The organism is Paraburkholderia solitsugae (genome assembly GCF_013177695.1).
In the GTDB taxonomy this organism is placed as follows: domain Bacteria; phylum Pseudomonadota; class Gammaproteobacteria; order Burkholderiales; family Burkholderiaceae; genus Paraburkholderia; species Paraburkholderia solitsugae.
This window is the reverse complement of record NZ_WOEY01000178.1, coordinates 1-21,912: the sequence shown is the minus strand read 5'-3', so window position 1 is coordinate 21,912 and position 21,912 is coordinate 1. Positions and strand designations below refer to the sequence as shown.

Annotated in this window: 18 protein-coding genes; 12 read left to right on the top strand and 6 right to left on the bottom strand. The window is 61.6% G+C overall.

Features of this window, described 5'->3' with window-relative positions:
- Positions 1-289: 289 nt before the first annotated feature.
- Positions 290-1,558, bottom strand: coding sequence for an SGNH/GDSL hydrolase family protein (locus GNZ12_RS42425; protein ID WP_172318782.1), 1,269 nt, complete (start codon positions 1,556-1,558; stop codon positions 290-292).
- A gap of 160 nt (positions 1,559-1,718) precedes the next feature.
- The gene (locus GNZ12_RS42420; protein WP_172318780.1) at positions 1,719-3,344 is read right to left on the bottom strand and encodes an NAD(P)/FAD-dependent oxidoreductase; all 1,626 of its coding nucleotides are present in this window, start codon (positions 3,342-3,344) and stop codon (positions 1,719-1,721) included.
- A gap of 214 nt (positions 3,345-3,558) precedes the next feature.
- Between GNZ12_RS42420 and paaA the strand changes: the two genes are divergently transcribed.
- The 8 genes from paaA (at position 3,559) to GNZ12_RS42380 (ending at position 9,858) form a co-directional block, all read left to right on the top strand.
- The gene (paaA, locus tag GNZ12_RS42415) at positions 3,559-4,557 is read left to right on the top strand and encodes a 1,2-phenylacetyl-CoA epoxidase subunit PaaA (RefSeq protein ID WP_144025609.1); all 999 of its coding nucleotides are present in this window, start codon (positions 3,559-3,561) and stop codon (positions 4,555-4,557) included.
- A 39-nt stretch (positions 4,558-4,596) separates the two neighbouring features.
- The gene (paaB, locus tag GNZ12_RS42410; protein ID WP_007179854.1) at positions 4,597-4,881 is read left to right on the top strand and encodes a 1,2-phenylacetyl-CoA epoxidase subunit PaaB; all 285 of its coding nucleotides are present in this window, start codon (positions 4,597-4,599) and stop codon (positions 4,879-4,881) included.
- Between the two features lie 8 nt (positions 4,882-4,889).
- On the top strand, positions 4,890-5,693 hold the full coding sequence (gene paaC / locus GNZ12_RS42405; RefSeq protein WP_172318778.1) for a 1,2-phenylacetyl-CoA epoxidase subunit PaaC: 804 nt from the start codon (positions 4,890-4,892) through the stop codon (positions 5,691-5,693).
- Between the two features lie 31 nt (positions 5,694-5,724).
- Positions 5,725-6,267: a 1,2-phenylacetyl-CoA epoxidase subunit PaaD gene (gene paaD, locus GNZ12_RS42400; RefSeq protein WP_159003393.1), complete on the top strand. Its 543-nt coding sequence runs from the start codon at positions 5,725-5,727 to the stop codon at positions 6,265-6,267.
- Position 6,268: 1 nt separating this feature from the next.
- The gene (paaE, locus tag GNZ12_RS42395; RefSeq protein WP_172318776.1) at positions 6,269-7,357 is read left to right on the top strand and encodes a 1,2-phenylacetyl-CoA epoxidase subunit PaaE; all 1,089 of its coding nucleotides are present in this window, start codon (positions 6,269-6,271) and stop codon (positions 7,355-7,357) included.
- A gap of 154 nt (positions 7,358-7,511) precedes the next feature.
- Complete coding sequence (locus tag GNZ12_RS42390) at positions 7,512-8,324, top strand: DUF1835 domain-containing protein (protein WP_172318774.1); 813 nt, start codon at positions 7,512-7,514, stop codon at positions 8,322-8,324.
- A gap of 14 nt (positions 8,325-8,338) precedes the next feature.
- Entirely contained in the window at positions 8,339-8,947 is a 609-nt protein-coding gene (locus GNZ12_RS42385) for a TetR/AcrR family transcriptional regulator (protein WP_074281976.1), read from the top strand.
- Between the two features lie 242 nt (positions 8,948-9,189).
- Complete coding sequence (locus tag GNZ12_RS42380; RefSeq protein ID WP_172318772.1) at positions 9,190-9,858, top strand: GNAT family N-acetyltransferase; 669 nt, start codon at positions 9,190-9,192, stop codon at positions 9,856-9,858.
- Between the two features lie 81 nt (positions 9,859-9,939).
- Here the strand turns inward: GNZ12_RS42380 and GNZ12_RS42375 are convergent, their stop codons facing one another.
- Positions 9,940-10,437 (bottom strand): Lrp/AsnC family transcriptional regulator, encoded by a 498-nt coding sequence (locus tag GNZ12_RS42375; protein WP_172318770.1) that lies wholly within the window; start codon positions 10,435-10,437, stop codon positions 9,940-9,942.
- A 157-nt stretch (positions 10,438-10,594) separates the two neighbouring features.
- Here GNZ12_RS42375 and hppD point away from each other — a divergent pair, with 157 nt between their 5' ends.
- A complete protein-coding gene (gene hppD / locus GNZ12_RS42370; RefSeq protein WP_121108780.1) occupies positions 10,595-11,692 on the top strand; it encodes a 4-hydroxyphenylpyruvate dioxygenase in 1,098 nt (365 codons plus the stop codon).
- 138 nt (positions 11,693-11,830) lie between these two features.
- On the opposite strand, the gene GNZ12_RS42365 is transcribed toward hppD, so the two are convergent.
- Positions 11,831-12,031 (bottom strand): hypothetical protein, encoded by a 201-nt coding sequence (locus GNZ12_RS42365; protein WP_172318768.1) that lies wholly within the window; start codon positions 12,029-12,031, stop codon positions 11,831-11,833.
- A 346-nt stretch (positions 12,032-12,377) separates the two neighbouring features.
- Between GNZ12_RS42365 and GNZ12_RS42360 the strand changes: the two genes are divergently transcribed.
- Complete coding sequence (locus tag GNZ12_RS42360) at positions 12,378-15,977, top strand: indolepyruvate ferredoxin oxidoreductase family protein (protein WP_172318766.1); 3,600 nt, start codon at positions 12,378-12,380, stop codon at positions 15,975-15,977.
- A 10-nt stretch (positions 15,978-15,987) separates the two neighbouring features.
- Positions 15,988-16,515: a hypothetical protein gene (locus tag GNZ12_RS42355; protein WP_172318764.1), complete on the top strand. Its 528-nt coding sequence runs from the start codon at positions 15,988-15,990 to the stop codon at positions 16,513-16,515.
- Between the two features lie 261 nt (positions 16,516-16,776).
- Here the strand turns inward: GNZ12_RS42355 and GNZ12_RS42350 are convergent, their stop codons facing one another.
- Both GNZ12_RS42350 and GNZ12_RS42345 read right to left on the bottom strand, forming a co-directional pair.
- The gene (locus GNZ12_RS42350; protein WP_172318762.1) at positions 16,777-19,047 is read right to left on the bottom strand and encodes an NADP-dependent malic enzyme; all 2,271 of its coding nucleotides are present in this window, start codon (positions 19,045-19,047) and stop codon (positions 16,777-16,779) included.
- A gap of 304 nt (positions 19,048-19,351) precedes the next feature.
- Positions 19,352-20,599, bottom strand: a complete 1,248-nt coding sequence (locus GNZ12_RS42345; RefSeq protein WP_172318760.1) for an MFS transporter — start codon at positions 20,597-20,599, stop codon at positions 19,352-19,354.
- A 388-nt stretch (positions 20,600-20,987) separates the two neighbouring features.
- Here GNZ12_RS42345 and GNZ12_RS42340 point away from each other — a divergent pair, with 388 nt between their 5' ends.
- Complete coding sequence (locus GNZ12_RS42340) at positions 20,988-21,674, top strand: orotate phosphoribosyltransferase (protein ID WP_074281967.1); 687 nt, start codon at positions 20,988-20,990, stop codon at positions 21,672-21,674.
- Positions 21,675-21,912: the final 238 nt, after the last annotated feature.

The following is a 21,912-nucleotide window of genomic DNA, read 5'->3' as shown; positions in this document are numbered from 1 at the left end:
TTAATTTTTAAAGATCGATTACGCACTCACTACCGAACCTGCACCGTTGTCGTCAACCTCACAACCACCCGGCACCGCTTCGTTCTGCGTCGCTGCATCAGCAGCAGAGAAACGAGATTATGAAGAATCTTTTTCGTTTCGTCAACAACATTTTTCGCTTTCGCTTAAAACCTTGTTGACGCTACGGCCGCCTGTTTCTGCAGCGGCGCTCGTTCGCAAACGAGGAGGCGAATCTTAGGCGAACATCAGCCATGTGACAAGGGTTTGACGAAAATCTTTTTTTGGTGGCTCACTTCCGGGTTGAATTCACTACAGCATCTACCGGGACCGCTTCGGCCATTGCGGCGTATCCGGCGTCGCTGGGATGGATATGGTCACCACTGTCAAAGGTGCGCTGCAGGCGGTTCGGTTGCGCCGGGTCGCGTAGTGCAGCGTCGAAATCCACAACGCCGTCGAAAGCGTGGCCGGTTCGAATCCACTGGTTGACCGCAAGCCGGATCGTCTCCCGCGGCGCTGGCAGCGACGCGGGCGTCAACGTTGCGCCGAACACCTTCACGCCGCGGTGCCGTGCATCCGCAATCACCCGCTGATAGCCGGTAATCAGATCGGCAGCCGTTACCGAGGTATGCGGGGAATCGCAGTCAAGCCCGCTACGAGCCGGCATCTCCGCAAAATTGATATCGTTGATCCCGATCAGCAGAATCGCCGTCTTGACGCCCGGGCGTTCAAGCACGTCCCGGTCGAAACGTCGGACAAGCGCGTCACCGTAGCAAGGGGAGTCGCTCAACAAGCGATTGCCGCTGATGCCAAGATTAACGATCGCCGTGGCGTGGTCGCCGCTGCTGGCGAACCGGCGAGCCAGCGCATCCGGCCAGCGCCGATTCTGATTCAGGCTGGAGCGCATGCCGTCGGTGATCGAGTCGCCGATCGCGGCGACGGCGGCCGATGAAGGCGCGTCCACCGACAAACCCGTCACCCACACATATTGCGTGAACCGGCCGCGAAACGAATCAGCGGAAGTATCGGCAGTGTGATTACCCGGCGCAGAAACGTAATTCACCCGATTCGAGACCCGGTGCCACGCCACGATCCGCTGTTCCGGCCCCGTGAAAGCACTGATCGCATAAGGCACACCTTCGGCGATGTCGATAGCGATCGGATCGCTGTCTAACTCAGCGCCCGCCGGTACGCTCACCGAGCCCTTGCCGCCGAACGTGACGCGCGTCTCGCCATTGCCCAGCGCGGCGGCACCGCCGGCCGATCGCGCGATGCGCAGATCCTCGATGACGAGCTCCGTCTTGCCGTACTCGTTGTTGAGATGGAGTCGCGCGGATTTACCGGACAGCGTCGGATAGACGATCTGGCGAACCGTGCGCCCGGCTACCTCTGGGGCGCGATACAACGGCGGCAAATCCGACCGTTGCGGGATGGGTTGCAACGCCGTCGCCCACGCGGTGACCCAGTGCGTCGGGGCGTCGGCGGCAAAAACAGTCGAGGAAACGGCAAATTGGCAAAGCAGCGCCGCGCCACATGCGGCAGCCAGGGTACGAAGGGTCATTCGGGTGGTCAGTTCGAGGCAAAACGTGCATTGTGCCCGATCGCCATAACCATCGCGGCGGACCGCGCGAACGCTAGCGCGCGATCAGCCGCCGCCGGCATCAGGGCTGCGGCGTCGAATGCGCCGCAACCATTCGGTGCGAGCGCAGACGCATGACCAATCAGCCCGCCGCCGACGCGCCTGTCATGCTCAACGCAAGCGCTTCGGCCACTTCGATCCCGTCGATGGCCGCCGAGTAGATCCCGCCGGCATAACCCGCGCCTTCACCCGCCGGATACAAGCCCTCGACATTCATGCTCTGAAAGTCATCCCGGCGCCGCACGCGAATCGGCGACGACGTTCGCGTCTCGACGCCTGTCAGCACCGCGTCATGCATCGCGAAGCCTGCAATCTTCTTGTCCATCTGCGGCAACGCTTCGCGGATCGCTTCGATCACGTAGTCTGGCAGCGCCGTGCTGAGATCGGTCGGATGCACGCCCGGTTTGTACGACGGCACCACCGAACCCAGCGAAGTAGACGGCCGCCCGGCGATAAAATCGCCGACCAGCTGGCCCGGCGCCATATAGTTGCCGCCGCCCAGTTCGAACGCCCGCTCTTCCCATTTGCGCTGGAAGGCGATACCTGCGAGCGGGCCGCCCGGATAATCGTCCGGCGTGATGCCGACAACTATCCCGGCGTTGGCATTGCGCTCGGCCCGTGAATACTGGCTCATGCCGTTGGTCACCACGCGGCCCGGCTCGGAAGTCGCCGCGACCACCGTGCCGCCTGGACACATACAGAAGCTATAAACGGCGCGCCCGTTGCTGCAGTGGTGCACGACCTTATAGTCGGCGGCGCCCAGTTGCTTGTGACCGGCAAACTTGCCGAAACGGCTGCGATCGATCAACCCTTGCGGATGTTCGATCCGGAAACCGAGCGAAAACGGCTTCGCTTCGATATAGACGCCGCGGTCGCTCAACATCTGGAAGGTGTCGCGCGCGCTATGGCCGACTGCCAGCACCACATGGTCGCAGCGCAAATGCTCGCCCGTCGACAGCTTGAGCCCGCGCACCTTGCCCTGATCGATTTCGATATCGTCGACCCGCGTCTCGAAACGCACCTCGCCGCCCAGCTCGTGGATGGTCGCGCGCATCTTCTCGACCATGCTGACGAGGCGGAACGTGCCGATATGAGGCCGGCTCAGATAAAGAATGTCCTCCGGCGCACCCGCGCGGACGAATTCATCAAGCACCTTGCGGCCGTAATGCTTCGGATCCTTGATCTGACTGTAAAGCTTGCCGTCCGAGAAGGTACCCGCGCCGCCTTCGCCGAACTGCACGTTCGATTCAGGATTGAGCACCGACTTGCGCCACAGCCCGAAAGTATCCTTGGTGCGCTCGCGCACGGCCTTGCCGCGCTCGAGAATGATCGGACGGAAGCCCATTTGCGCGAGGATCAGCCCGGCAAACAGGCCGCACGGCCCCATGCCGATCACGACCGGGCGCGGGGCAGTCATCTCTGCCGGTGCCTTGGCGACAAAACGGTACGTCATATCCGGGGTCACACCGCAGTGCGGCACGTCGGCGAGCTGCTTGAGCGCGGCCGCTTCATCCTTCACCTCGACGTCGACGATGTAAGTGAGCTTGATGTCGGCGCGCTTGCGCGCGTCATGCGCGCGACGAAACACGGTGTATCGGATGAGCCCGTCCTCGCCCACGCCGAGTTCAGCGAGGCGCGCGCGGACGGCGGCTTCGAGAACGCTCTCGGGGTGATCGAGCGGGAGTTTAATTTCGCTTAGACGTAACATGAGTACCGGGGGATGCATGAAGGCCGCAAATCGCGGCCAATTCGCAATTTTATAGGTTATGTGTCGGCGCGGGGCGGCGACGCTCGCGAAACACCTCGGCGACGAACCCAAGGTGTCCCTATCGATAAGAGCCGATCGTCTCAAAAAATTTATTAACCGACCGGTCGGTTGGTTTATACTGCGCACACAGACAACTTCCGCTGAGAGCGTCCCCATGTACACGCAATCCCTGGATATCCCCGGCAACGTCGCCCCGCTCGACGCAGCAGCGAGTTCGCCCGAGCAGGCGCAATTCGACGCGGTCATGGCCGCCGACGGCAAGATCGAAGCGCAGGACTGGATGCCTGACGCTTACCGCAAGACGCTGGTGCGGCAAATCTCGCAGCACGCGCATTCTGAAATCGTCGGCATGCTGCCCGAGGGCAACTGGATCTCGCGCGCACCCAGCCTGAAGCGCAAGGCGATCCTGCTGGCCAAAGTGCAGGACGAAGCCGGCCACGGCCTCTATCTATATAGCTCGGCGGAAACGCTCGGCGTGTCGCGCGATCAGTTGATCGCCGCATTGCACTCGGGCAAAGCCAAATATTCGAGCATCTTCAACTACCCGACGCCCACATGGGCGGACGTCGGCGTGATCGGCTGGCTGGTGGACGGCGCGGCGATCATGAACCAGATTCCGCTGTGCCGCTGCACTTACGGCCCTTACGCCCGCGCGATGATCCGTATCTGCAAGGAAGAGTCGTTCCATCAGCGTCAAGGCTTCGACGCGCTGATGTCGATGATGAGCGGCACGGAAGCGCAGCGCGAGTTGGTCCAGCAGGCCGTGAACCGCTGGTGGTGGCCGGTGCTGATGATGTTCGGCCCGAGCGACAAAGACTCGATCCACAGCAACCAGTCGTCGAAATGGGGCATCAAGCGCATCTCGAACGACGATCTGCGCCAGAAATTCGTCGACGCCACCGTCGACCAGGCCAAGGTGCTCGGCGTCACGCTGCCCGATCCGGACCTGAAGTGGAACGAAGCGCGCGGCCATCACGACTACGGCGACATCGACTGGGAAGAATTCTGGCGCGTCGTGAATGGCGACGGCCCGTGCAACCGCGAACGTCTCGCGACCCGCGTGAAAGCGCATGACGACGGCGCCTGGGTCCGTGAAGCCGCCCTCGCCCACGCCGAAAAGCAGCGCCAGCGCGCACAACAGCAAGCTGCCTAACGGCGGCGACAAGCCAGACACAGTATCAGGAGATCAGCGATGAACAAGGAATGGCCGATTTGGGAAGTCTTCGTGCGCAGCAAGCAGGGACTCGACCATAAACACTGCGGCAGCCTGCATGCCGCCGACGCGCCGATGGCGCTGCGCATGGCGCGCGACGTCTACACCCGCCGCCAGGAAGGCGTGAGCATCTGGGTGGTGCCGTCGTCGGCGATCACGGCGTCCGCGCCGGAAGACAAGGCGGAGCTGTTCGAACCGGCTGGCGACAAGATTTACCGCCACCCGACGTTCTACACGCTCCCCGACGAAGTCAACCACATGTAAGCGCGGCCATGACCATCACGCCCCAACATCTGCAGTACGTACTGCGCCTCGCGGACACCGCGCTGATCCTCGGTCAGCGCAATGCCGAGTGGTGCGGTCACGGCCCGATCCTCGAAGAGGACATCGCTCTGTCGAACATGAGTCTGGATCTGATCGGTCAGGCGCGTCTGCTGTACACGCACGCCGCCTCACTGGAACAGCAACTCACCGGCAAAAGCCGCACGGAAGACGACTACGCCTACTTCCGCGCCGAACGCGAGTTCGCCAATTACACGCTTGCCGAGTTGCCGCATTACGGCCCGCTCGCCGGCACCGCGCAAGCCGAGAAGGACTACGCGGTCACGATCGTGCGCAATTTCCTGTACTCGACGCTGATGGCGCACCTCTGGACGGCCCTCACGACGTCGAAGGATGAACAGCTGGCGGCGATCGCCGCGAAGTCGATCAAGGAAACCAGCTATCACGTACACCATGCGAGCGAATGGCTGATCCGTTTCGGCGACGGCACGGACGAATCGCATCGGCGCGCACAAGCCGCGCTCGACTATCTGCTGCCGTACACGCGTGAGTTTTTCAGCACGGACGCAGTGGAGGAAACCGTCGCCGCGGCCGGTATCGGGCCGCTGACGTCGGACCTCAAGGCAGCATGGCTCGAAGACGTACAGGCCACGCTCGACAAAGCCACGCTCCAGCTCCCCGAAGCGGTCAAGCACATCACGACCGGCAAGCATGGCGAGCACTCAGAGCACATGGGCTTCGTGCTGGCCGAAATGCAAAGCCTCGCGCGCCAGCATCCCGGCGCCACCTGGTAAGCGCTCAATCGGAATCCCACGGAACTTCACGATGACGACCTCGACTGCCATGTCCACCGCCGACGCCACACTCGAACGCGCATGGGCCGTGCTCGAAACGGTGCCCGATCCGGAGATCCCGGTGGTATCGATTCGTGAACTCGGCATTCTGCGCGATGTGCGACGCGCCGCCGACGGCACGCTCGAAGTCGTGATCACGCCAACCTATTCCGGTTGCCCGGCGATGTCGCAGATTGCCGAAGACGTCGCCCACGCGCTCGACGTGGCTGAGCTGAAGCCGTATCGGATCGCCACGGTCCTCGCACCGGCCTGGACCACCGACTGGATGACCGCCGACGCGCGCGAGAAGCTGCGCGCCTACGGAATCGCGCCGCCCACCGGTAATTGCGGTTCCACCGTGCAGTCGCAGGAAAAAGTGCTGCGCTTCATGCCGCGCGCGCTGCCGGCGCCGTCGTGCCCCCGTTGCGGCTCGGCGCATACCGAGCGTGTTGCGCAATTCGGCTCGACGGCCTGCAAAGCGCTGTACCGCTGCCTCGACTGCCGCGAACCCTTCGACTACTTCAAACCATACTGATATGGCTACCCCGCAATTTCACCCGCTGCGTATCCGCGAAGTGCGTCCCGAAACCGCCGACTCGGTCTCGGTCGCCTTCGAAGTCCCTGTCGAACTGCGCGACCACTATCGCTTCACGCAGGGCCAGTTCGTCACGCTGAAAACGCACATCGACGGTGAGGAGACGCGCCGTTCGTATTCGATCTGTGTCGGCGTCACCGATTACGATCGCGACGGCGAACTGCGCATCGGCATCAAGCGCGTACGCGGCGGGCGTTTCTCGAACTTCGCGTTTGACACGCTGCAACCCGGCCACACCATCGACGTGATGACGCCGGACGGCCGCTTCTTCACCCATCTGAACGCCGATCAAGGCCAGCAATACATCGCATTTTCCGGCGGCTCGGGCATTACGCCGGTGCTCGCGATCATCAAGACCACGCTTGAAGTCGAGCCGCGCAGCACCTTCACACTGGTGTACGGTAACCGCAGCGTCGATCAGATCATGTTCGCGGAAGAGCTCGAAGACCTGAAGAACCGCTTCATGAACCGCTTCGTGCTCTATCACGTGCTGTCGGACGACCTGCAGGACGTCGAGCTGTTCAACGGCGTGCTCGACCAGGAGAAGTGCACCGCCTTCATCAAAAACCTCCTGCCCGCCGACGCAATCGACGAAGCCTTCATCTGCGGCCCCGCCCCGATGATGGATGCCGCGGAGGCGGCGCTGAAAGCCGCGGGCGTGCCTTCGGCAAAAGTGCATGTGGAACGCTTCGGTTCGCCGCTGCCGCAAGCGGGCGTGCCGCCGGTCGAAATCACCGACGACACCCCGGCCGCCGACCTCGAAATCGTCCTCGACGGCAAAAGGCGCAAGCTGCGCCTGCCGTATCAGGGCGTGAGCGTGCTCGACGTCGGCTTGCGTGCCGGCCTCGCGCTGCCGTATGCGTGCAAGGGCGGCGTCTGCTGCACCTGCCGCGCGAAGGTGCTCGAAGGCGAGGTGAAGATGGAGAAGAACTACACCCTGGAAGAGCACGAAATCCGCGACGGTTTTGTGCTGACCTGCCAATGCCATCCGATCAGCGATCGCGTGGTGGTGAGTTACGACGAGCGCTGAGTCGAACGCGGCGGGTGGTCATGCGACACCCGCAACGCTTTCAGCAGGTCCGCGATCCGCTTACACTAGGGGCCGCTCGCGATCGGACACCAGTCCCGGTCGATGAGCGGTCCCTTTTGTCATTTGCGTTTTTTGCCAGCCCAAGCCACTGCCGATGAGCATCATCCACCTCACCAACGGCGATGTCGCCGCCGAGTCACTGCGGGCCGCACTAGCCGAGGCGGGCCTCGACGATCGCGTGCATGCAATGCGCGACGATCTGGCGGTCGGTCCGCTGCGCGGCATCGATGACGGACCCGACGTACGAGCCGAGTTCTGGGACCGTGTCAGCACGGACACCCGGCGCGATTTTCTTCGGGAATTCCGCGAGCAGGCGGCAGCGCTGGAGAACATCGCGCGCGGTGACGCGAATCTCGTGGTCTGGCACGGCGAAAGTGCAGCCGATCAATTGATGCTGCGCCGGGTCTGCTACCACCTGCGCAACAGCCCACAGCGACTGAATGAAGTGCGTCTATCGATTCGCGATCTCACCGATCCGGGCGCATGGGCGCACAGCCGCGAAGATCGCGCGACATCAGTCGGCATGTTCGCGCCGGCTGTACTGCAAGGGCGTCTGTCAGACGCGGCGCCGATTTCGGTTCTGCGCATCAGCCGGCTCGCGCTGGAATGGCAGGAAGCCAAGCACACGAACGGCGAGACGCGGCGCTGGCGCGACAACACGTTCACGAGCGGCAGCTTCGCCGACCTGGACGCGCTGATTCTCGAGCATGTCACCGGCGACTGGCAGCCTGCCGCGCATGTTGCCGCCGCATTGATGACCGCCGAACTCGGGTATCTGGTGAGCGACAGCATCGTGCTGTGGCGCTTCCGCGAACTGGCCGCGACCCGCCGCATCAAGCTGCGTGGCGACACGAGCGCATGGCGCACGCTGGAACTGTGTACGGCGCTTGCCCCCTGTCCACACTAATAAAATAGACGACTATGGCCCGCACCCGAGCCCCCGACCACGAAACCCAGCGCGATCAGATTCTCGAACTGGCCGCGGCGAAATTCGCCCAGACCAGCTACCCGAGTACCTCGATGGCCGACCTCGCTGCCGCGAGCGGCACCTCGAAAGCGCGCCTCTACCACTATTACGCGAGCAAGGAAGCGATCCTCTTCGATCTGCTGGATCGCTACACCAAGCGGCTGATGCTGATCATCGCCGAGGTGGAAGGTGCGAGCCAACGCCGCGGACTGACGGAGCGGGAAACCTTCGCGGAGCTGATCCGTGCGTTTTTGTCCGAGTATGAGACGTCGCACAGCCGCCACGTCGCGCTCCTCAACGACGTGAAGTATCTGGTCGACGCCCAGCGCGAGGTCATCCTGAACCGCCAGCGCGATGTGGTCGCGGCGTTTGCGCGGCAGTTGGCGCGTGCCTATCCGGAACGCGCCTCGCGCGAAAACCAGACCGCCCTCACGATGATGGTGTTCGGCATGATCAACTGGACGTTCACCTGGCTTAAGCCGGACGGCCGGATGGGCTACCGGGAATTTGCCGAGCAAGTGGTCAATATGGTGGACCACGGGTTGAGCTCTGCCGAGGGCTGATTGCGCACGGCAGCATTGTTCAGAGGAAATGATCGCCACGAGTTGCCTAGGCGCGACACCTTGTCACGAACGCTCGTTCAATTTATTTTTCCTTAATAATCAATACACTAAAAATAGGGCGCCAACTTTTTAGGCATTCTCTTCAATTATTGATACGGGTTTTCCCTAGTGATAAGTCAGGGTTTCCGCTAAAATCGTTTTTGCGGTGCACCATGCCGCTCGATTAAAAGGAGAACCCGACCATGAACTTGATTACACCCCGCGCCGCTGAGCCGATCGTCGCGCACGATCGCCTGTTGCAGCCAGCCGGTCGTGCGCCTGCTCTGGTCCGTGAGCTCACCGCGATCGATCGCGAACGGCTGCTGACCCACTTCCTCTCGCTCGGCGAAGACGACCGCCTTCTGCGCTTCGGCCAGATCGTGCCGAACCACGTCATCGAAAACTACGTCCGCGCGATCGATTTCACGCGCGACACGGTCTTCGGCGTGTTCAATAGTCAGTTGCAACTCACCGGCGTCGGCCACCTGGCGTATCTGCCGGCCGACGGCGACAAACGCACCGCTGAGTTCGGCGTGTCGGTGCTGGAAAGCGTCCGCGGGCAAGGGATTGGCTCGAAGCTCTTCGAGCGCGCCGCCATCCGCAGCCGCAATACGCATGTCACCACGCTTTACATGCACTGCCTGTCGCGCAATTCGACCATGATGCACATCGCGAAGAAGGCCGGCATGAAGATCGAATACGCATATGGCGAAGCAGACGCGTATCTGACTCTGCCGCCGGCGGATCAATCGAGCATCATCACGGAGATGCTGCAGGAGCAAGCCGCGGTATTCGACTACGCACTCAAGCGCCAGGCGCGTCAGGCGTCGAAGATGTTCGAGTCGTTTATGCCGACTGAGGCGGCGGCCTGAACAGCCTGCGCTTCGGGGAAAGAAAGGGCGGCCTTGTGGCTGCCCTTTTTGTTTTTCTGTCGCCTGACCACGGCCCGGCGCTCACAAAATCGGCAGCGCCGTCGTCTCCTTGAACTTCTCGAGCGAAAAGCTCGTCTTCACGTCGATGACAGAGGGATGGTGCAGCAACTGGTCCTGCACGAAACGGGAAAAGTGCGCCATATCCTCGACCTGCACACGCAGCAGGTAATCCATGTCTCCCGTCATCGCGTGACATGCGACGACTTCCGGCCACGTCTGCACCGCTGCGCGGAACAGATCGGCATGCGTGGCATCGCCGCGCGCACTGAGCGCCGGACCGCTGCGTTTCTCCAGCCGCACGTTGACGTAGGCCAGCAGATCGAGCCCAAGCTTTTGCGCATCGAGTAACGCGACATAGCCGCGAATCACCCCGCTCTCTTCCAGCCGACGGATACGCCGTAGACACGGGCTCGGCGACAGGTTGATGCGCTCGGCGATCTCCTGGTTCGAGAGCCTGCCATTCTCCTGAAGGATCGCCAGAATGCGTCTGTCGATGGCGTCTATCTCTATATTGGCCATTTTCTGCCGTCCATGTAAAAAATTGAGCTATAAAATAGCTCAAGCGTATCGGCGCACGATTAAGTTCGCAAGTTTTCGTCGTGAGCCCACCTTTACACTTGCGTCATTCAGTCGCGCCACCTTGCAACCTCGCGCCGGCGCTTAATGGAGACAGACAATGCAGGTTTCAACTTGGGAAAACCCGGTCGGCACCGACGGCTTCGAATTCATCGAATACACCGCACCGGATCCGAAGGCGCTCGGCAAGCTGTTCGAACAGATGGGCTTCACCGCCGTCGCCCGGCACCGTCACAAAGACGTGACGCTGTATCGCCAAGGCGAAATCAACTTCATCGTCAACGGAGAACAGCATTCGTTCGCGCAACGTTTCACGCGCCTGCATGGCCCGTCGATCTGCGCGATCGCGTTCCGTGTGCAAGACGCAGCGAAGGCTTACCAGCAGGCTCTGGAAAAAGGCGCCTGGGGCTTCGACAACAAGACCGGCCCGATGGAACTGAACATCCCGGCGATCAAGGGTATCGGCGACTCGCTGATCTATTTCGTCGACCGCTGGCGCGGCAAGAACGGCGCTGAGCCGGGTACCATCGGCAACATCGATATTTACGACGTCGACTTCGAGCCGATTCCTGGCGCGAATCCGAACCCTGTCGGCCACGGTCTGACCTACATCGATCACCTGACGCATAACGTCCATCGCGGCCGCATGCAGGAATGGGCGGAGTTCTACGAGCGCCTGTTCAATTTCCGGGAAGTGCGCTACTTCGACATCGAAGGCAAGGTGACCGGCGTGAAGTCGAAGGCGATGACCTCGCCGTGCGGCAAGATCCGCATTCCGATCAATGAGGAAGGCTCGGATGTGGCCGGTCAGATCCAGGAGTATCTGGATCAGTACCACGGCGAAGGCATCCAGCACATCGCGCTGGGCAGCAACGACATCTACCGCACGGTGGACGGTTTGCGCGCGGCGAACATCTCGCTGCTCGATACGATCGACACGTACTATGAGCTGGTCGATCGCCGCGTGCCGAACCACGGCGAGCCGCTCGACGAATTGCGCAAGCGCAAGATCCTGATCGACGGCGCACCCGACGACTTGCTGCTGCAGATCTTCACCGAAAACCAGATCGGACCGATCTTCTTCGAGATCATCCAGCGCAAGGGCAATCAGGGCTTTGGCGAGGGTAACTTCAAGGCGTTGTTCGAATCGATCGAACTGGACCAGATTCGCCGCGGTGTGGTTCAGGACAAGGCCTAACGAATCAGGGCCGACGAAGAATCTGAGAGATAGAAAAAAGGGCGACGATCTTGCGATCCTCGCCCTTCGTCGTTTATGCCGTTGTCCGAAGCCCGGACAACGGCTGATTTTCAACCGAAGCGCCGCATTAGCGACGCATCACGAATTCTGGTCTTCCTCGTCGGCTTTCGTGGATCGTGCAATGCGCTCCACCGCAATGCGTGCGGGCGCGACTTGCGCCGTGCTGGCGATTGCGTTCGACAGCGTCCCTGCGCTGTTCGAGCTCGAGCGCACCGGCGCGGTCATGGCGAAGAATGCGGCTGAAACCATCAGGAACGTCTGGATGTTTCTCGTGTTCATGCGTACTCCTTTTCTAACTGCCCTGCTGTCCTGAAGCTCCACCGAATGCGGAGCGTTGCGCAGACATTGCTCGCAGGTGGGGTATTAGACAGACATTTCAACTGCGGTTCCACAGATTTGTAGTTTTTACAGCTTGTTACAGCAGCGTTCCGGCACTTTAAGTCATCCCACGCGTTCCGTGGAAGTCACGCTGCATCGCCGCATTTCTGGCCTGCTGCGGCGGGTTTTCACCAGTGCTACCATCACTTAAAACACGTCAATATGGCGACCCCGGCCATACGCATTCACAAGATGCCGCGGCCCAAAAAGTTTTGGCGATCCCAAACTGGGTGGAGGAGTACACATAATGAATGCCCCGCTAGACGCAGGTCAGCGAGCCTCGCTCGAAGCCGCGCTATCTTCCGTCACGCTCGACGACAAATACACCCTCGAACGCGGCCGCGCGTATATGAGCGGCATCCAGGCGCTGGTTCGTCTGCCGATGCTGCAGCAGGAACGCGACCGGGCCGCCGGGCTCGATACCGCCGGCTTCATCTCCGGTTACCGCGGATCGCCACTCGGCGGACTCGACCAATCTCTGTGGAAAGCCAAGCAGCATCTCGCATCGCACCAGGTCGTGTTCCAGCCCGGCGTCAACGAAGACCTTGCTGCCACCTCCGTGTGGGGTTCACAGCAGGTCAATCTGTACCCGAGCGCCAAGTACGATGGCGTGTTCTCGATGTGGTACGGCAAGGGCCCGGGCGTCGACCGTTCCAGTGACGTCTTCAAGCACGCCAATTCGGCCGGCTCGGCGCAACACGGCGGCGTTCTCGTGCTCGCCGGCGACGACCACGCCGCCAAATCCTCGACACTCGCGCACCAGTCGGAGCACATCTTCAAGGCGTGTGGCCTGCCGGTGCTGTTTCCATCGAACGTGCAGGAATATCTGGATTTCGGCCTGCACGGCTGGGCGATGAGCCGCTACTCCGGCCTCTGGGTGGCGATGAAGTGCGTGACCGACGTGGTCGAATCGTCGGCTTCGGTCGACATCGATCCGCACCGCACGAAAATCGTTTTGCCGGACGACTTCGCGATGCCAGACGGCGGCCTGAATATCCGCTGGCCGGATCCGCCGCTGGTGCAGGAAGCGCGTCTGCTCGACTACAAGTGGTACGCGGCGCTCGCCTATGTGCGCGCGAACAAACTCGACCGCGTCGAAATCGATTCGCCGCACGCGCGTTTCGGCATCATGACCGGCGGCAAGGCGTACCTCGACGTGCGTCAGGCGCTGACCGATCTCGGCCTCGACGACGAAACCTGTTCGCGCATCGGCATCCGTCTGTACAAGGTCGGCTGTGTCTGGCCGCTCGAGGCGCAAGGTGCGCAAGCCTTCGCGCGCGGTCTCGAGGAAATTCTGGTGGTGGAAGAAAAGCGCCAGATTCTCGAATACGCAATCAAGGAAGAACTGTACAACTGGCCCGATGCACAGCGTCCGCGCGTGTTCGGCAAGTTCGATGAAAAGGACGGCGCAGGTGGCGAATGGTCGGTGCCGATGGGCAACTGGCTGCTGGCGGCGCACTACGAACTCTCGCCGGCGATCATCGCCAAGGCGATCGCCACGCGGCTCGACAAGTTCGACCTGCCGTCCGACGTGCGTGCACGCATTGCCTCGCGCATCGCCGTGATTGAAGCGAAGGAAAAGGCCTTGGCGCGTCCGCGCGTCGAAGCTGAGCGCAAGCCGTGGTTCTGCTCAGGCTGCCCGCACAACACGTCGACGAACGTGCCGGAAGGTTCGCGTGCGATGGCCGGCATCGGCTGTCACTACATGACCGTGTGGATGGACCGCAGCACCAGCACCTTCAGCCAGATGGGCGGCGAAGGCGTCGCGTGGATCGGCCAGGCGCCGTTCACCAACGACAAGCACGTGTTCGCCAACCTCGGTGACGGCACCTACTTCCACTCGGGCCTGCTCGCGATTCGCGCGGCGATCGCGTCGAAAGCGAACATCACCTACAAGATTCTCTACAACGACGCGGTTGCCATGACCGGCGGCCAGCCGGTCGACGGCGTGCTGACCGTGCCGCAGATCACGCACCAACTCGCCGCCGAAGGCGCGACGAAGATCGTGATCGTCACCGATGAACCGGAGAAGTACGCCGCGAACGTCGGCCTCGCGCCCGGCATCGATATCCACCATCGCGACAAGCTCGACGAAGTTCAGCGTCAGCTGCGTGAGATTGCCGGCACGACGATCCTGATCTATGACCAGACCTGCGCGACCGAGAAGCGCCGCCGCAGGAAACGCGGTACGTATCCGGATCCGGCGCGCCGTGTCGTGATCAACGAGGCGGTATGCGAAGGCTGTGGCGATTGCTCGGTGAAGTCGAATTGCCTGTCCGTTGAGCCACTCGATACCGAGTACGGCACCAAACGCCAGATCAATCAGTCCACCTGCAACAAGGATTTCTCGTGCGTGAACGGGTTCTGCCCGAGCTTCGTATCCGTCGAAGGGGGCCAGTTGCGCAAGCCGAAGGCGGCTTCGGGCATCGTCGGTGACGCGATGCCGCCGGTGCCGGAACCTGAACTGCCGTCGATCGCGCGCCCTTATGGGGTGCTGGTGACGGGTGTCGGCGGCACGGGGGTCGTGACGATCGGCGCATTGCTCGGGATGGCCGCGCATCTGGAAAGCAAGGGCGTCACGGTACTCGACGTCACCGGCCTCGCGCAAAAGGGCGGCGCCGTGATGAGCCACGTGCAGATCGCCCAGCACCCGGCTGACATCCACGCAACCCGCATCGCAATGGGCGAAGCCAGTCTCGTGATCGGCTGCGACGCGATCGTCACCGCCAGCGACGAATGCGTCTCGCGCATGCAGGTGGGCCGCACACGCGTCGTGCTCAATAGCGCGCACACGCCGACCGCCGAACTCATCAAGAACCCGAACTGGCGCTTCCCTGGCAGCAGCACCGAAGCGGACGTGCGTGCCGGGGCGGGCGACGACGGCGTCGATATGGTCGACGCGAATCACTTCGCCGTCGCGCTGCTCGGCGATGCGATCTACACGAATCCGTTCGTGCTCGGTTACGCATGGCAACGCGGCTGGGTGCCGCTGACCTATCAGTCGCTGATGCGCGCGATCGAGCTGAACAACGTGCAGATCGAGAAGAACCGTGCAGCATTTGAATGGGGGCGCCGCGCCGCGCATGATCTGGCGGCGGTGCGCGAGCTCGCGCAGTCACAAGGACGCGGTGCCGCAGCGGAAACAACGAGCAGCAAGATCATCTCGTTGCACACGCCGAAGGCGCTCGACACGCTGATCGACAAGCGCGCCGACTATCTTGCCGCATATCAGAACGCCGCTTACGCGGACCGCTATCGCGCGTTGGTGTCGCAAGTGCGTGTGGCGGAATCGACGCTCGACTCGATCGACGGCCAGTTGCCGTTGACCGAAGCGGTTGCGAAGAATCTGCACAAGCTGATGGCCTACAAGGACGAGTACGAAGTCGCACGGCTCTACAGCGACCCCGCGTTCATCGAAAAACTGAAGGCGAATTTCGAAGGCGACTGGAAGCTGCACATTCACCTCGCGCCGCCGACGTTCTCGAAGAAAGACGCACAAGGCCATCTGGTGAAGAAGAAGTACGGGCCTTGGGTGTTCAGCGCCATGCACGTGCTGGCAAAACTCAAGTTCCTGCGCGGGACCGCGCTCGACGTGTTCGGCAAGACGGAGGAGCGTCGTACGGAGCGTGCGCTGATTGGTGAGTACGAAGCGCTGGTGCGCGAACTGATCGGCGGGCTGACTGCGCAGAAGCGCGAACTGGCGGTCGAACTGGCGAATCTGCCGGACGGCATCCGCGGCTACGGGCACGTGAAGGAAAACAACCTGAAGGGCGTGCGCGTCAAGTGGAACGACTTGCTGACACGCTGGCGCTCGCCGCAAACGGGAAAGACGCAGCACGCGGCGTGATCTTGCCGGCTTGACCGGCTGGCATTGGCCTGAAATGGAAAAGGCGGCTGTCCTCGCGGACAGTCGCCTTTTTTTGCCTGTTTCGCCACGTGATGCATGTGTACAAGAACAAGCGGTACAGCTCCTTCCAACAACACAACAACAACAACCAACCAAAAACAAACAACTGCCAGACAACAACTCCGAACCTCAACTTCAACTGCGGACTGCTACTTCAACCGCGAACTTCCACTTCGATTGCAAACTTCAACCTCAACTACCAACTACCAACTACCAACTACCAACTACCAACTACCAACTACCAACTACCAACTACCAACTTCACAACACACATTTACTGCAAGTACTGCAACCCATTGGTACTGCTTGTCTTCACCACCAGAACTTCAACTTCGACTTCTACTGCGATTACGACTACAACAACTGCAACAACTACAACAACTGCAACTACTGCTACTGCTACTGCTACTGCTACTGCTACTGCTACCACCATCCAACACCAGAAGAAGCGCGGCGCGTGATGCGATGCAAGGATTGATCAGCCGACTGTTCCGTTGCCATCGCGTTGTGCCTCGCTTCAGAAGTAACTTTACAAAAGTGTCACAGAAAACCGAATAGGACCATTCTTAAAGCTTGCCCAGCCCCATAAGAATCTTTCAGACCAACGGCCACCACTCTAAGAATGCGCAAATAAAAAAACGCCACGGAAGCACCTTCCGTGGCGTTCTCACTGGCTTGCCGCAAACGCCGCAATGCAGCGCCGCTTGCTTCAACCATCAATACAGCATGACCGCGCGGTTCACCCCTTGCGTGCGTTTGCCGAAGCCACCGCCGTCATGTTGATGATCCGGCGCACGGTCGCAGCCGGCGTCAGGACGTGCACCGGCTTTTCCGCGCCCAACAGGATCGGCCCCACCGTCACGCCTTCGCCGCCGATCATCTTCAGCAGGTTGTACGTGATGTTCGCCGCCTCCACGTTCGGCATGATCAGCAGATTTGCTTCGCCGGTCAGCGTCGTGCCCGGGAACGCAGCCTTGCGGACGGCTTCCGACAATGCCGCGTCGCCGTGCATCTCGCCGTCGATCTCGAGCGAAGGTGCACGTTCGGCAATCAGCTTGCGAGCCGCGGCCATACGTTGCGACGACGAAGACGGCGCGCTGCCGAAGTTCGAATTCGACAGCAACGCCACCTTCGGCGTGATACCGAACTTCTCGATTTCGCGCGAAGCCAGCATCGTCATGTCGGCGAGTTGTTCGGCGGTCGGCGTTTCGTTCACGTACGTATCGCAGATGAACAGATTGCGACCTGGCAGCATCAGCAGGTTCATGGCAGCAAAGTTCTGCACGTTATCCGCCTTGCCCAGCACCTGCTCGATGAACTTCAGATGCGTGTGGTACTGGCCGATCATCCCGCAGATCATGCCGTCCGCTTCGCCGAGGCGCACGAGGATCGCGCCGATCAGCGTGTTGAACTTGCGCATCGCAGCCTTCGCGACATCCGGCGTCACGCCTTCACGCGCGCCGAGTTCGTGGTAGGCCTGCCAGCATTGCTGATAGCGCGGATCGTCTTCCGGATCGACGACTTCGAAGTCTTCACCGCACTTCAGCTTCGAGCCCATCTTCTTCAGACGCATCTCGATCACCGACGGACGGCCGACCAGAATCGGCTTGGCGATCTTTTCCAGCAGCACGAATTGCGCGGCGCGCAGCACGCGCTCGTCTTCACCTTCGGCGAACACAATACGCGCCACTTCCGACTTCGCTGCGGCGAACACCGGACGCATCACCATGCCGGTGCGGTACACGGTCGTGCCGAGTTCCTCGCGGTACGCGTCCATATCCTTGATCGGACGGGTCGCAACGCCCGAGTCCATCGCGGCCTGCGCGACAGCCGGCGCGATCTTGATGATCAGGCGCGGATCGAACGGCTTCGGAATCAGGTATTCAGGACCGAACTCGAGCGAGTGGCCTTCATACGCCTTGGCGACTTCATCACCCTGATCGGTTTCTTCGGCCAGTTCGGCAATCGCGCGCACACACGCGAGCTTCATTTCTTCCGTGATCGTGGTCGCGCCGACATCCAGCGCGCCGCGGAAGATAAACGGGAAGCACAGAACGTTGTTGACCTGGTTCGGGTAATCCGAACGGCCCGTCGCGATGATGCAGTCCGGGCGCACCTTCTTCGCTTCTTCCGGGCGGATTTCCGGTTCCGGATTCGCCAGCGCCAGAATAAGCGGCTGCGTGCCCATTTCGACGACCATTTCCGGCTTCAGCACGCCAGCGCTCGAGCAACCGAGGAACACGTCGGCACCGCGGATCGCGTCAGCCAGCGTACGTGCTTCGGTGTTCGCCGCGTAACGTTCCTTCGACGGATCGAGATTGCCGCGACCTTCGTAGATCACGCCCTTCGAATCCGTAACCAGCACGTTCTTTTTCGACAGGCCCAGGTTCACCAGCAGATCCAGACACGCGATGGCCGCAGCGCCAGCACCCGAACACACCAGCTTCACTTCGTCGAGCTTCTTGCCGACCACTTTCAGGCCGTTCAGGATCGCCGCCGAAGCGATAATCGCAGTACCGTGCTGATCGTCGTGGAAGACGGGAATCTTCATGCGCTCGCGCAGCTTCTTCTCGATGTAGAAGCATTCCGGCGCCTTGATGTCTTCAAGGTTGATGCCACCCAGCGTGGGTTCGAGCATCGCGATCGCTTCAACCAGCTTGTCCGGATCGGACTCGGAGAGTTCGATGTCGAACACGTCGATGCCGGCGAACTTCTTGAACAGGCAACCCTTGCCTTCCATCACCGGCTTCGCGGCGAGCGGGCCGATATTGCCGAGACCGAGCACGGCCGTGCCGTTCGTGATCACGCCGACAAGGTTGCCACGCGAGGTGTACTTCTGCGCGTCGAGCGGGTCCTCGTAGATCGCCATGCAGGCCGCGGCGACGCCTGGCGAGTACGCCAGCGACAAGTCGAGCTGGTTCGACAGCGGCTTGGTGGGCGTGACCGAAATCTTGCCGGGCTTCGGAAACTGGTGGTATGCGAGAGCGCTTTGCTTAAGTTGTTCGTCCATTTTTTAGCCTGCGAGACGTAAGTAATTGGGCCCGGCACACCGCACCGTTGGCGCGCTTCTCGTCTATCGAATGGATAATCGACTGCGGCGGTTTTCGCATGCGCCGGTTGGGCGCGGCGTCGAACCTCGGCGGAGCGCAAGACGGTGCGGAGTGCTACGCGGGTCGGTTAGTGTACACCCCGAATGCGTCGTTGCACTGAGTGGTTAACATGGCTCGCCATCGGTGAAACATCGCCTGACAAATGCTGCAGCGCCGCATCCGGCGGCCATTTGGCTGACGGTTGTCCCGTGCGCCACGTGCGCGTCAATCGAGCTCGGCGCCGCGTCGTTCGGGGATCAGAAAGAGCGTCGCAAAGATATCGAGCAGATAGATCGACGCGAGCAAAGCAAGCGCGGCGCCGAACGAATAGCGTGCGGCCAATGCGCCCACGACCACCGGCCCGAAACCGCCGATCGCCCGGCCAACGTTGAACAGCACGTTCTGCGCGGTGGCGCGTGCATCGGTGGGATAAAGCTCGGAGATCAGCGCGCCATAGCCGCCGATCATCCCGTTGACGAACACGCCCATGGCCGCGCCGCCGATCAGCAACGCCATCGGCGTCGTTAAATGGGCGTAGACGAATACCATGACCACCGCGCCCGCCTGGTAGAACAGGAACGTCGGCTTGCGGCCGAAACGGTCGGCGGCCATGCCGAACAGCCAGATGCCGCATGCCATGCCGAGAACCGTCACGGCGGTCCACACGCCGGACTTGGTCAGTGAATAACCGAACGTCTTCGACAAATAGCTCGGAAGCCAGATCATCAGACCGTAATAGCCGAAGTTCTGTACCGAACAGAGAATCGCGATGCCGACGCTGGCGCGCATGGTGCGTCCATCGGCCACCAGCAATTTGAGCGGCAGCTTACGCATTCCGCGTGCGACGCGTTCGGTGAAGAGCGTCGGCTCCTCCACGCGGCGCCGCACGAAAAACGACACCACGGCAGGCAGCAATCCCAGCGCGAACATGCCGCGCCAGCCAATCACCGGCAGCAGGAGCGGCGTCAACAGCGCGGCCGCCAGCACCCCGAGTTGCCATCCCAGCCCGACATACGACGACACGCGCGCCCGCTGTGACGCCGGCCACGCCTCGGCCACCAGCGTCATGCCGATGCCGAACTCACCGCCGAGGCCAATGCCTGCAATGGTCCGATAGGCCAGCAGGTCGGTATAACCCTGTGCCAGCGCGCACAGTCCGGTGAAGACGGCGAAGATCAGAATCGTCCACGTCAGCATCCGCACGCGGCCGAAATAGTCGCTCAACACGCCGAAAATCAGGCCGCCCGCTACCGCGCCGATCAGTGTCCACGTGACGAGCGAGCCGGCCTGCGCGGAGCTCAAATGCAGGTCCGCTGCAATCACCGGCAGCATGAACCCGAGGATCAGCAGATCGAAGCCGTCCATCGCGTACCCGAGCACTGAAGCGATCAGCGCCCGGCCGGCATAGCCGCTTTTGGCGGGGCCGCCTTCGGCAGGTTCGCGGGTCTCGGTGGTAGAAGAAGCGGCAGTCATTGAAAGCATTCCGTAGGGCATGGAGGCGACCAACATGCGAGGCCGCCCAGGAAAGTCGCGTGAGTGTAAAGGCGCCCAAAGCCGCTCACAAGCGGGCCAAAAAGCAGACCAGGAAACAGCCCGGGAAGCAGCCGCAAACCATCCCCGAACGAACCCCGCAAGCCCCGTTCAGTGCTGCCGTTATGACCGTCATTCGTGGCAGACACGCACGACGGCCTCCTCGGGAGGGGCCATTTCGGGTAAAATGTCGGCCTACGCGCGTAGCAAAAACCGGCCTGCACCCCACTGACCGGCTGCGTATTCCGCCCATCACGGCGCGGCATACCCCGCTTGCTGCGCCACCGGGCCCCGCGCCCGCTTCTCCCCGCTCACACCCAAGGATCCGCCCATGACAGGCTTCGATCGCCAGACGATCTCCGACACCACCGCCAAGATGCTGCTCGAAGTGCAAGCAGTGCACTTCAACGCGGAGAAACCGTACATTTTCACGTCCGGCTGGGCGAGCCCGGTTTATATCGACTGCCGCAAGCTGATCTCGTATCCGCGCGTGCGCCGTGGCCTGATGGAAATGGCTGAAGCCACCATCCTGCGCGACGTCGGCTATGAGCAGATCGACGCGGTGGCCGGTGGCGAAACCGCCGGCATCCCGTTCGCGGCATGGCTATCCGACCGCCTGATGGTGCCGATGCAATACGTGCGCAAGAAGCCGAAGGGTTTCGGCCGTAACGCGCAGATCGAAGGTCTGCTGACCGAAGGCCAACGCGTGCTGCTGGTCGAAGACCTGACCACGGACAGCCGTAGCAAGATCAACTTCATCAACGCGCTGCGCACCGCCGGCGCGACGGTGAACCACTGCTTCGTGCTGTTTCACTACAACATCTTCAAGGAAAGCGTGTCGGTGCTGAAAGACATCGACGTCGATCTGCACGCGCTGGCCACGTGGTGGGACGTGCTGCGCGTCGCCAAGGCCAACAACTACTTCGACACCAAGACGCTCGACGAAGTGGAAAAATTCCTGCACGCGCCGGCCGAATGGTCTGCGGCACATGGCGGCGCCAACGCGACGCCGCAGTAAGCGCAACCGCTCAATGCGGATGGAATAGAAAAGGCCGCCTGTCGATGTGAGACAGGCGGCCTTCTTTTCATTGAGTTCGTCCGGCCGGACGGAAGTACGGCCGCGGCTAGTCCGAACTTTGACCAGGCCGAAACATAAGCTATTGATTTCGCGCTGTTATGCGTGCGAAGGCGGGATGGTTACTGGGTACAGGCGGGGTTAACGTTCAGGAGGCGGAAGGCTTTTTCCTGAATGGGCG

Coding starts and splice junctions, on each gene's coding strand:
- GNZ12_RS42425 (WP_172318782.1), bottom strand. CDS start 1,558: ATGACCCTTCGTACCCTGGCTGCCGCATGTGGCGCGGCGCTGCTTTGC.
- GNZ12_RS42420 (WP_172318780.1), bottom strand. CDS start 3,344: ATGTTACGTCTAAGCGAAATTAAACTCCCGCTCGATCACCCCGAGAGC.
- paaA (WP_144025609.1), top strand. CDS start 3,559: ATGTACACGCAATCCCTGGATATCCCCGGCAACGTCGCCCCGCTCGAC.
- paaB (WP_007179854.1), top strand. CDS start 4,597: ATGAACAAGGAATGGCCGATTTGGGAAGTCTTCGTGCGCAGCAAGCAG.
- paaC (WP_172318778.1), top strand. CDS start 4,890: ATGACCATCACGCCCCAACATCTGCAGTACGTACTGCGCCTCGCGGAC.
- paaD (WP_159003393.1), top strand. CDS start 5,725: ATGACGACCTCGACTGCCATGTCCACCGCCGACGCCACACTCGAACGC.
- paaE (WP_172318776.1), top strand. CDS start 6,269: ATGGCTACCCCGCAATTTCACCCGCTGCGTATCCGCGAAGTGCGTCCC.
- GNZ12_RS42390 (WP_172318774.1), top strand. CDS start 7,512: ATGAGCATCATCCACCTCACCAACGGCGATGTCGCCGCCGAGTCACTG.
- GNZ12_RS42385 (WP_074281976.1), top strand. CDS start 8,339: ATGGCCCGCACCCGAGCCCCCGACCACGAAACCCAGCGCGATCAGATT.
- GNZ12_RS42380 (WP_172318772.1), top strand. CDS start 9,190: ATGAACTTGATTACACCCCGCGCCGCTGAGCCGATCGTCGCGCACGAT.
- GNZ12_RS42375 (WP_172318770.1), bottom strand. CDS start 10,437: ATGGCCAATATAGAGATAGACGCCATCGACAGACGCATTCTGGCGATC.
- hppD (WP_121108780.1), top strand. CDS start 10,595: ATGCAGGTTTCAACTTGGGAAAACCCGGTCGGCACCGACGGCTTCGAA.
- GNZ12_RS42365 (WP_172318768.1), bottom strand. CDS start 12,031: ATGAACACGAGAAACATCCAGACGTTCCTGATGGTTTCAGCCGCATTC.
- GNZ12_RS42360 (WP_172318766.1), top strand. CDS start 12,378: ATGAATGCCCCGCTAGACGCAGGTCAGCGAGCCTCGCTCGAAGCCGCG.
- GNZ12_RS42350 (WP_172318762.1), bottom strand. CDS start 19,047: ATGGACGAACAACTTAAGCAAAGCGCTCTCGCATACCACCAGTTTCCG.
- GNZ12_RS42345 (WP_172318760.1), bottom strand. CDS start 20,599: ATGACTGCCGCTTCTTCTACCACCGAGACCCGCGAACCTGCCGAAGGC.
- GNZ12_RS42340 (WP_074281967.1), top strand. CDS start 20,988: ATGACAGGCTTCGATCGCCAGACGATCTCCGACACCACCGCCAAGATG.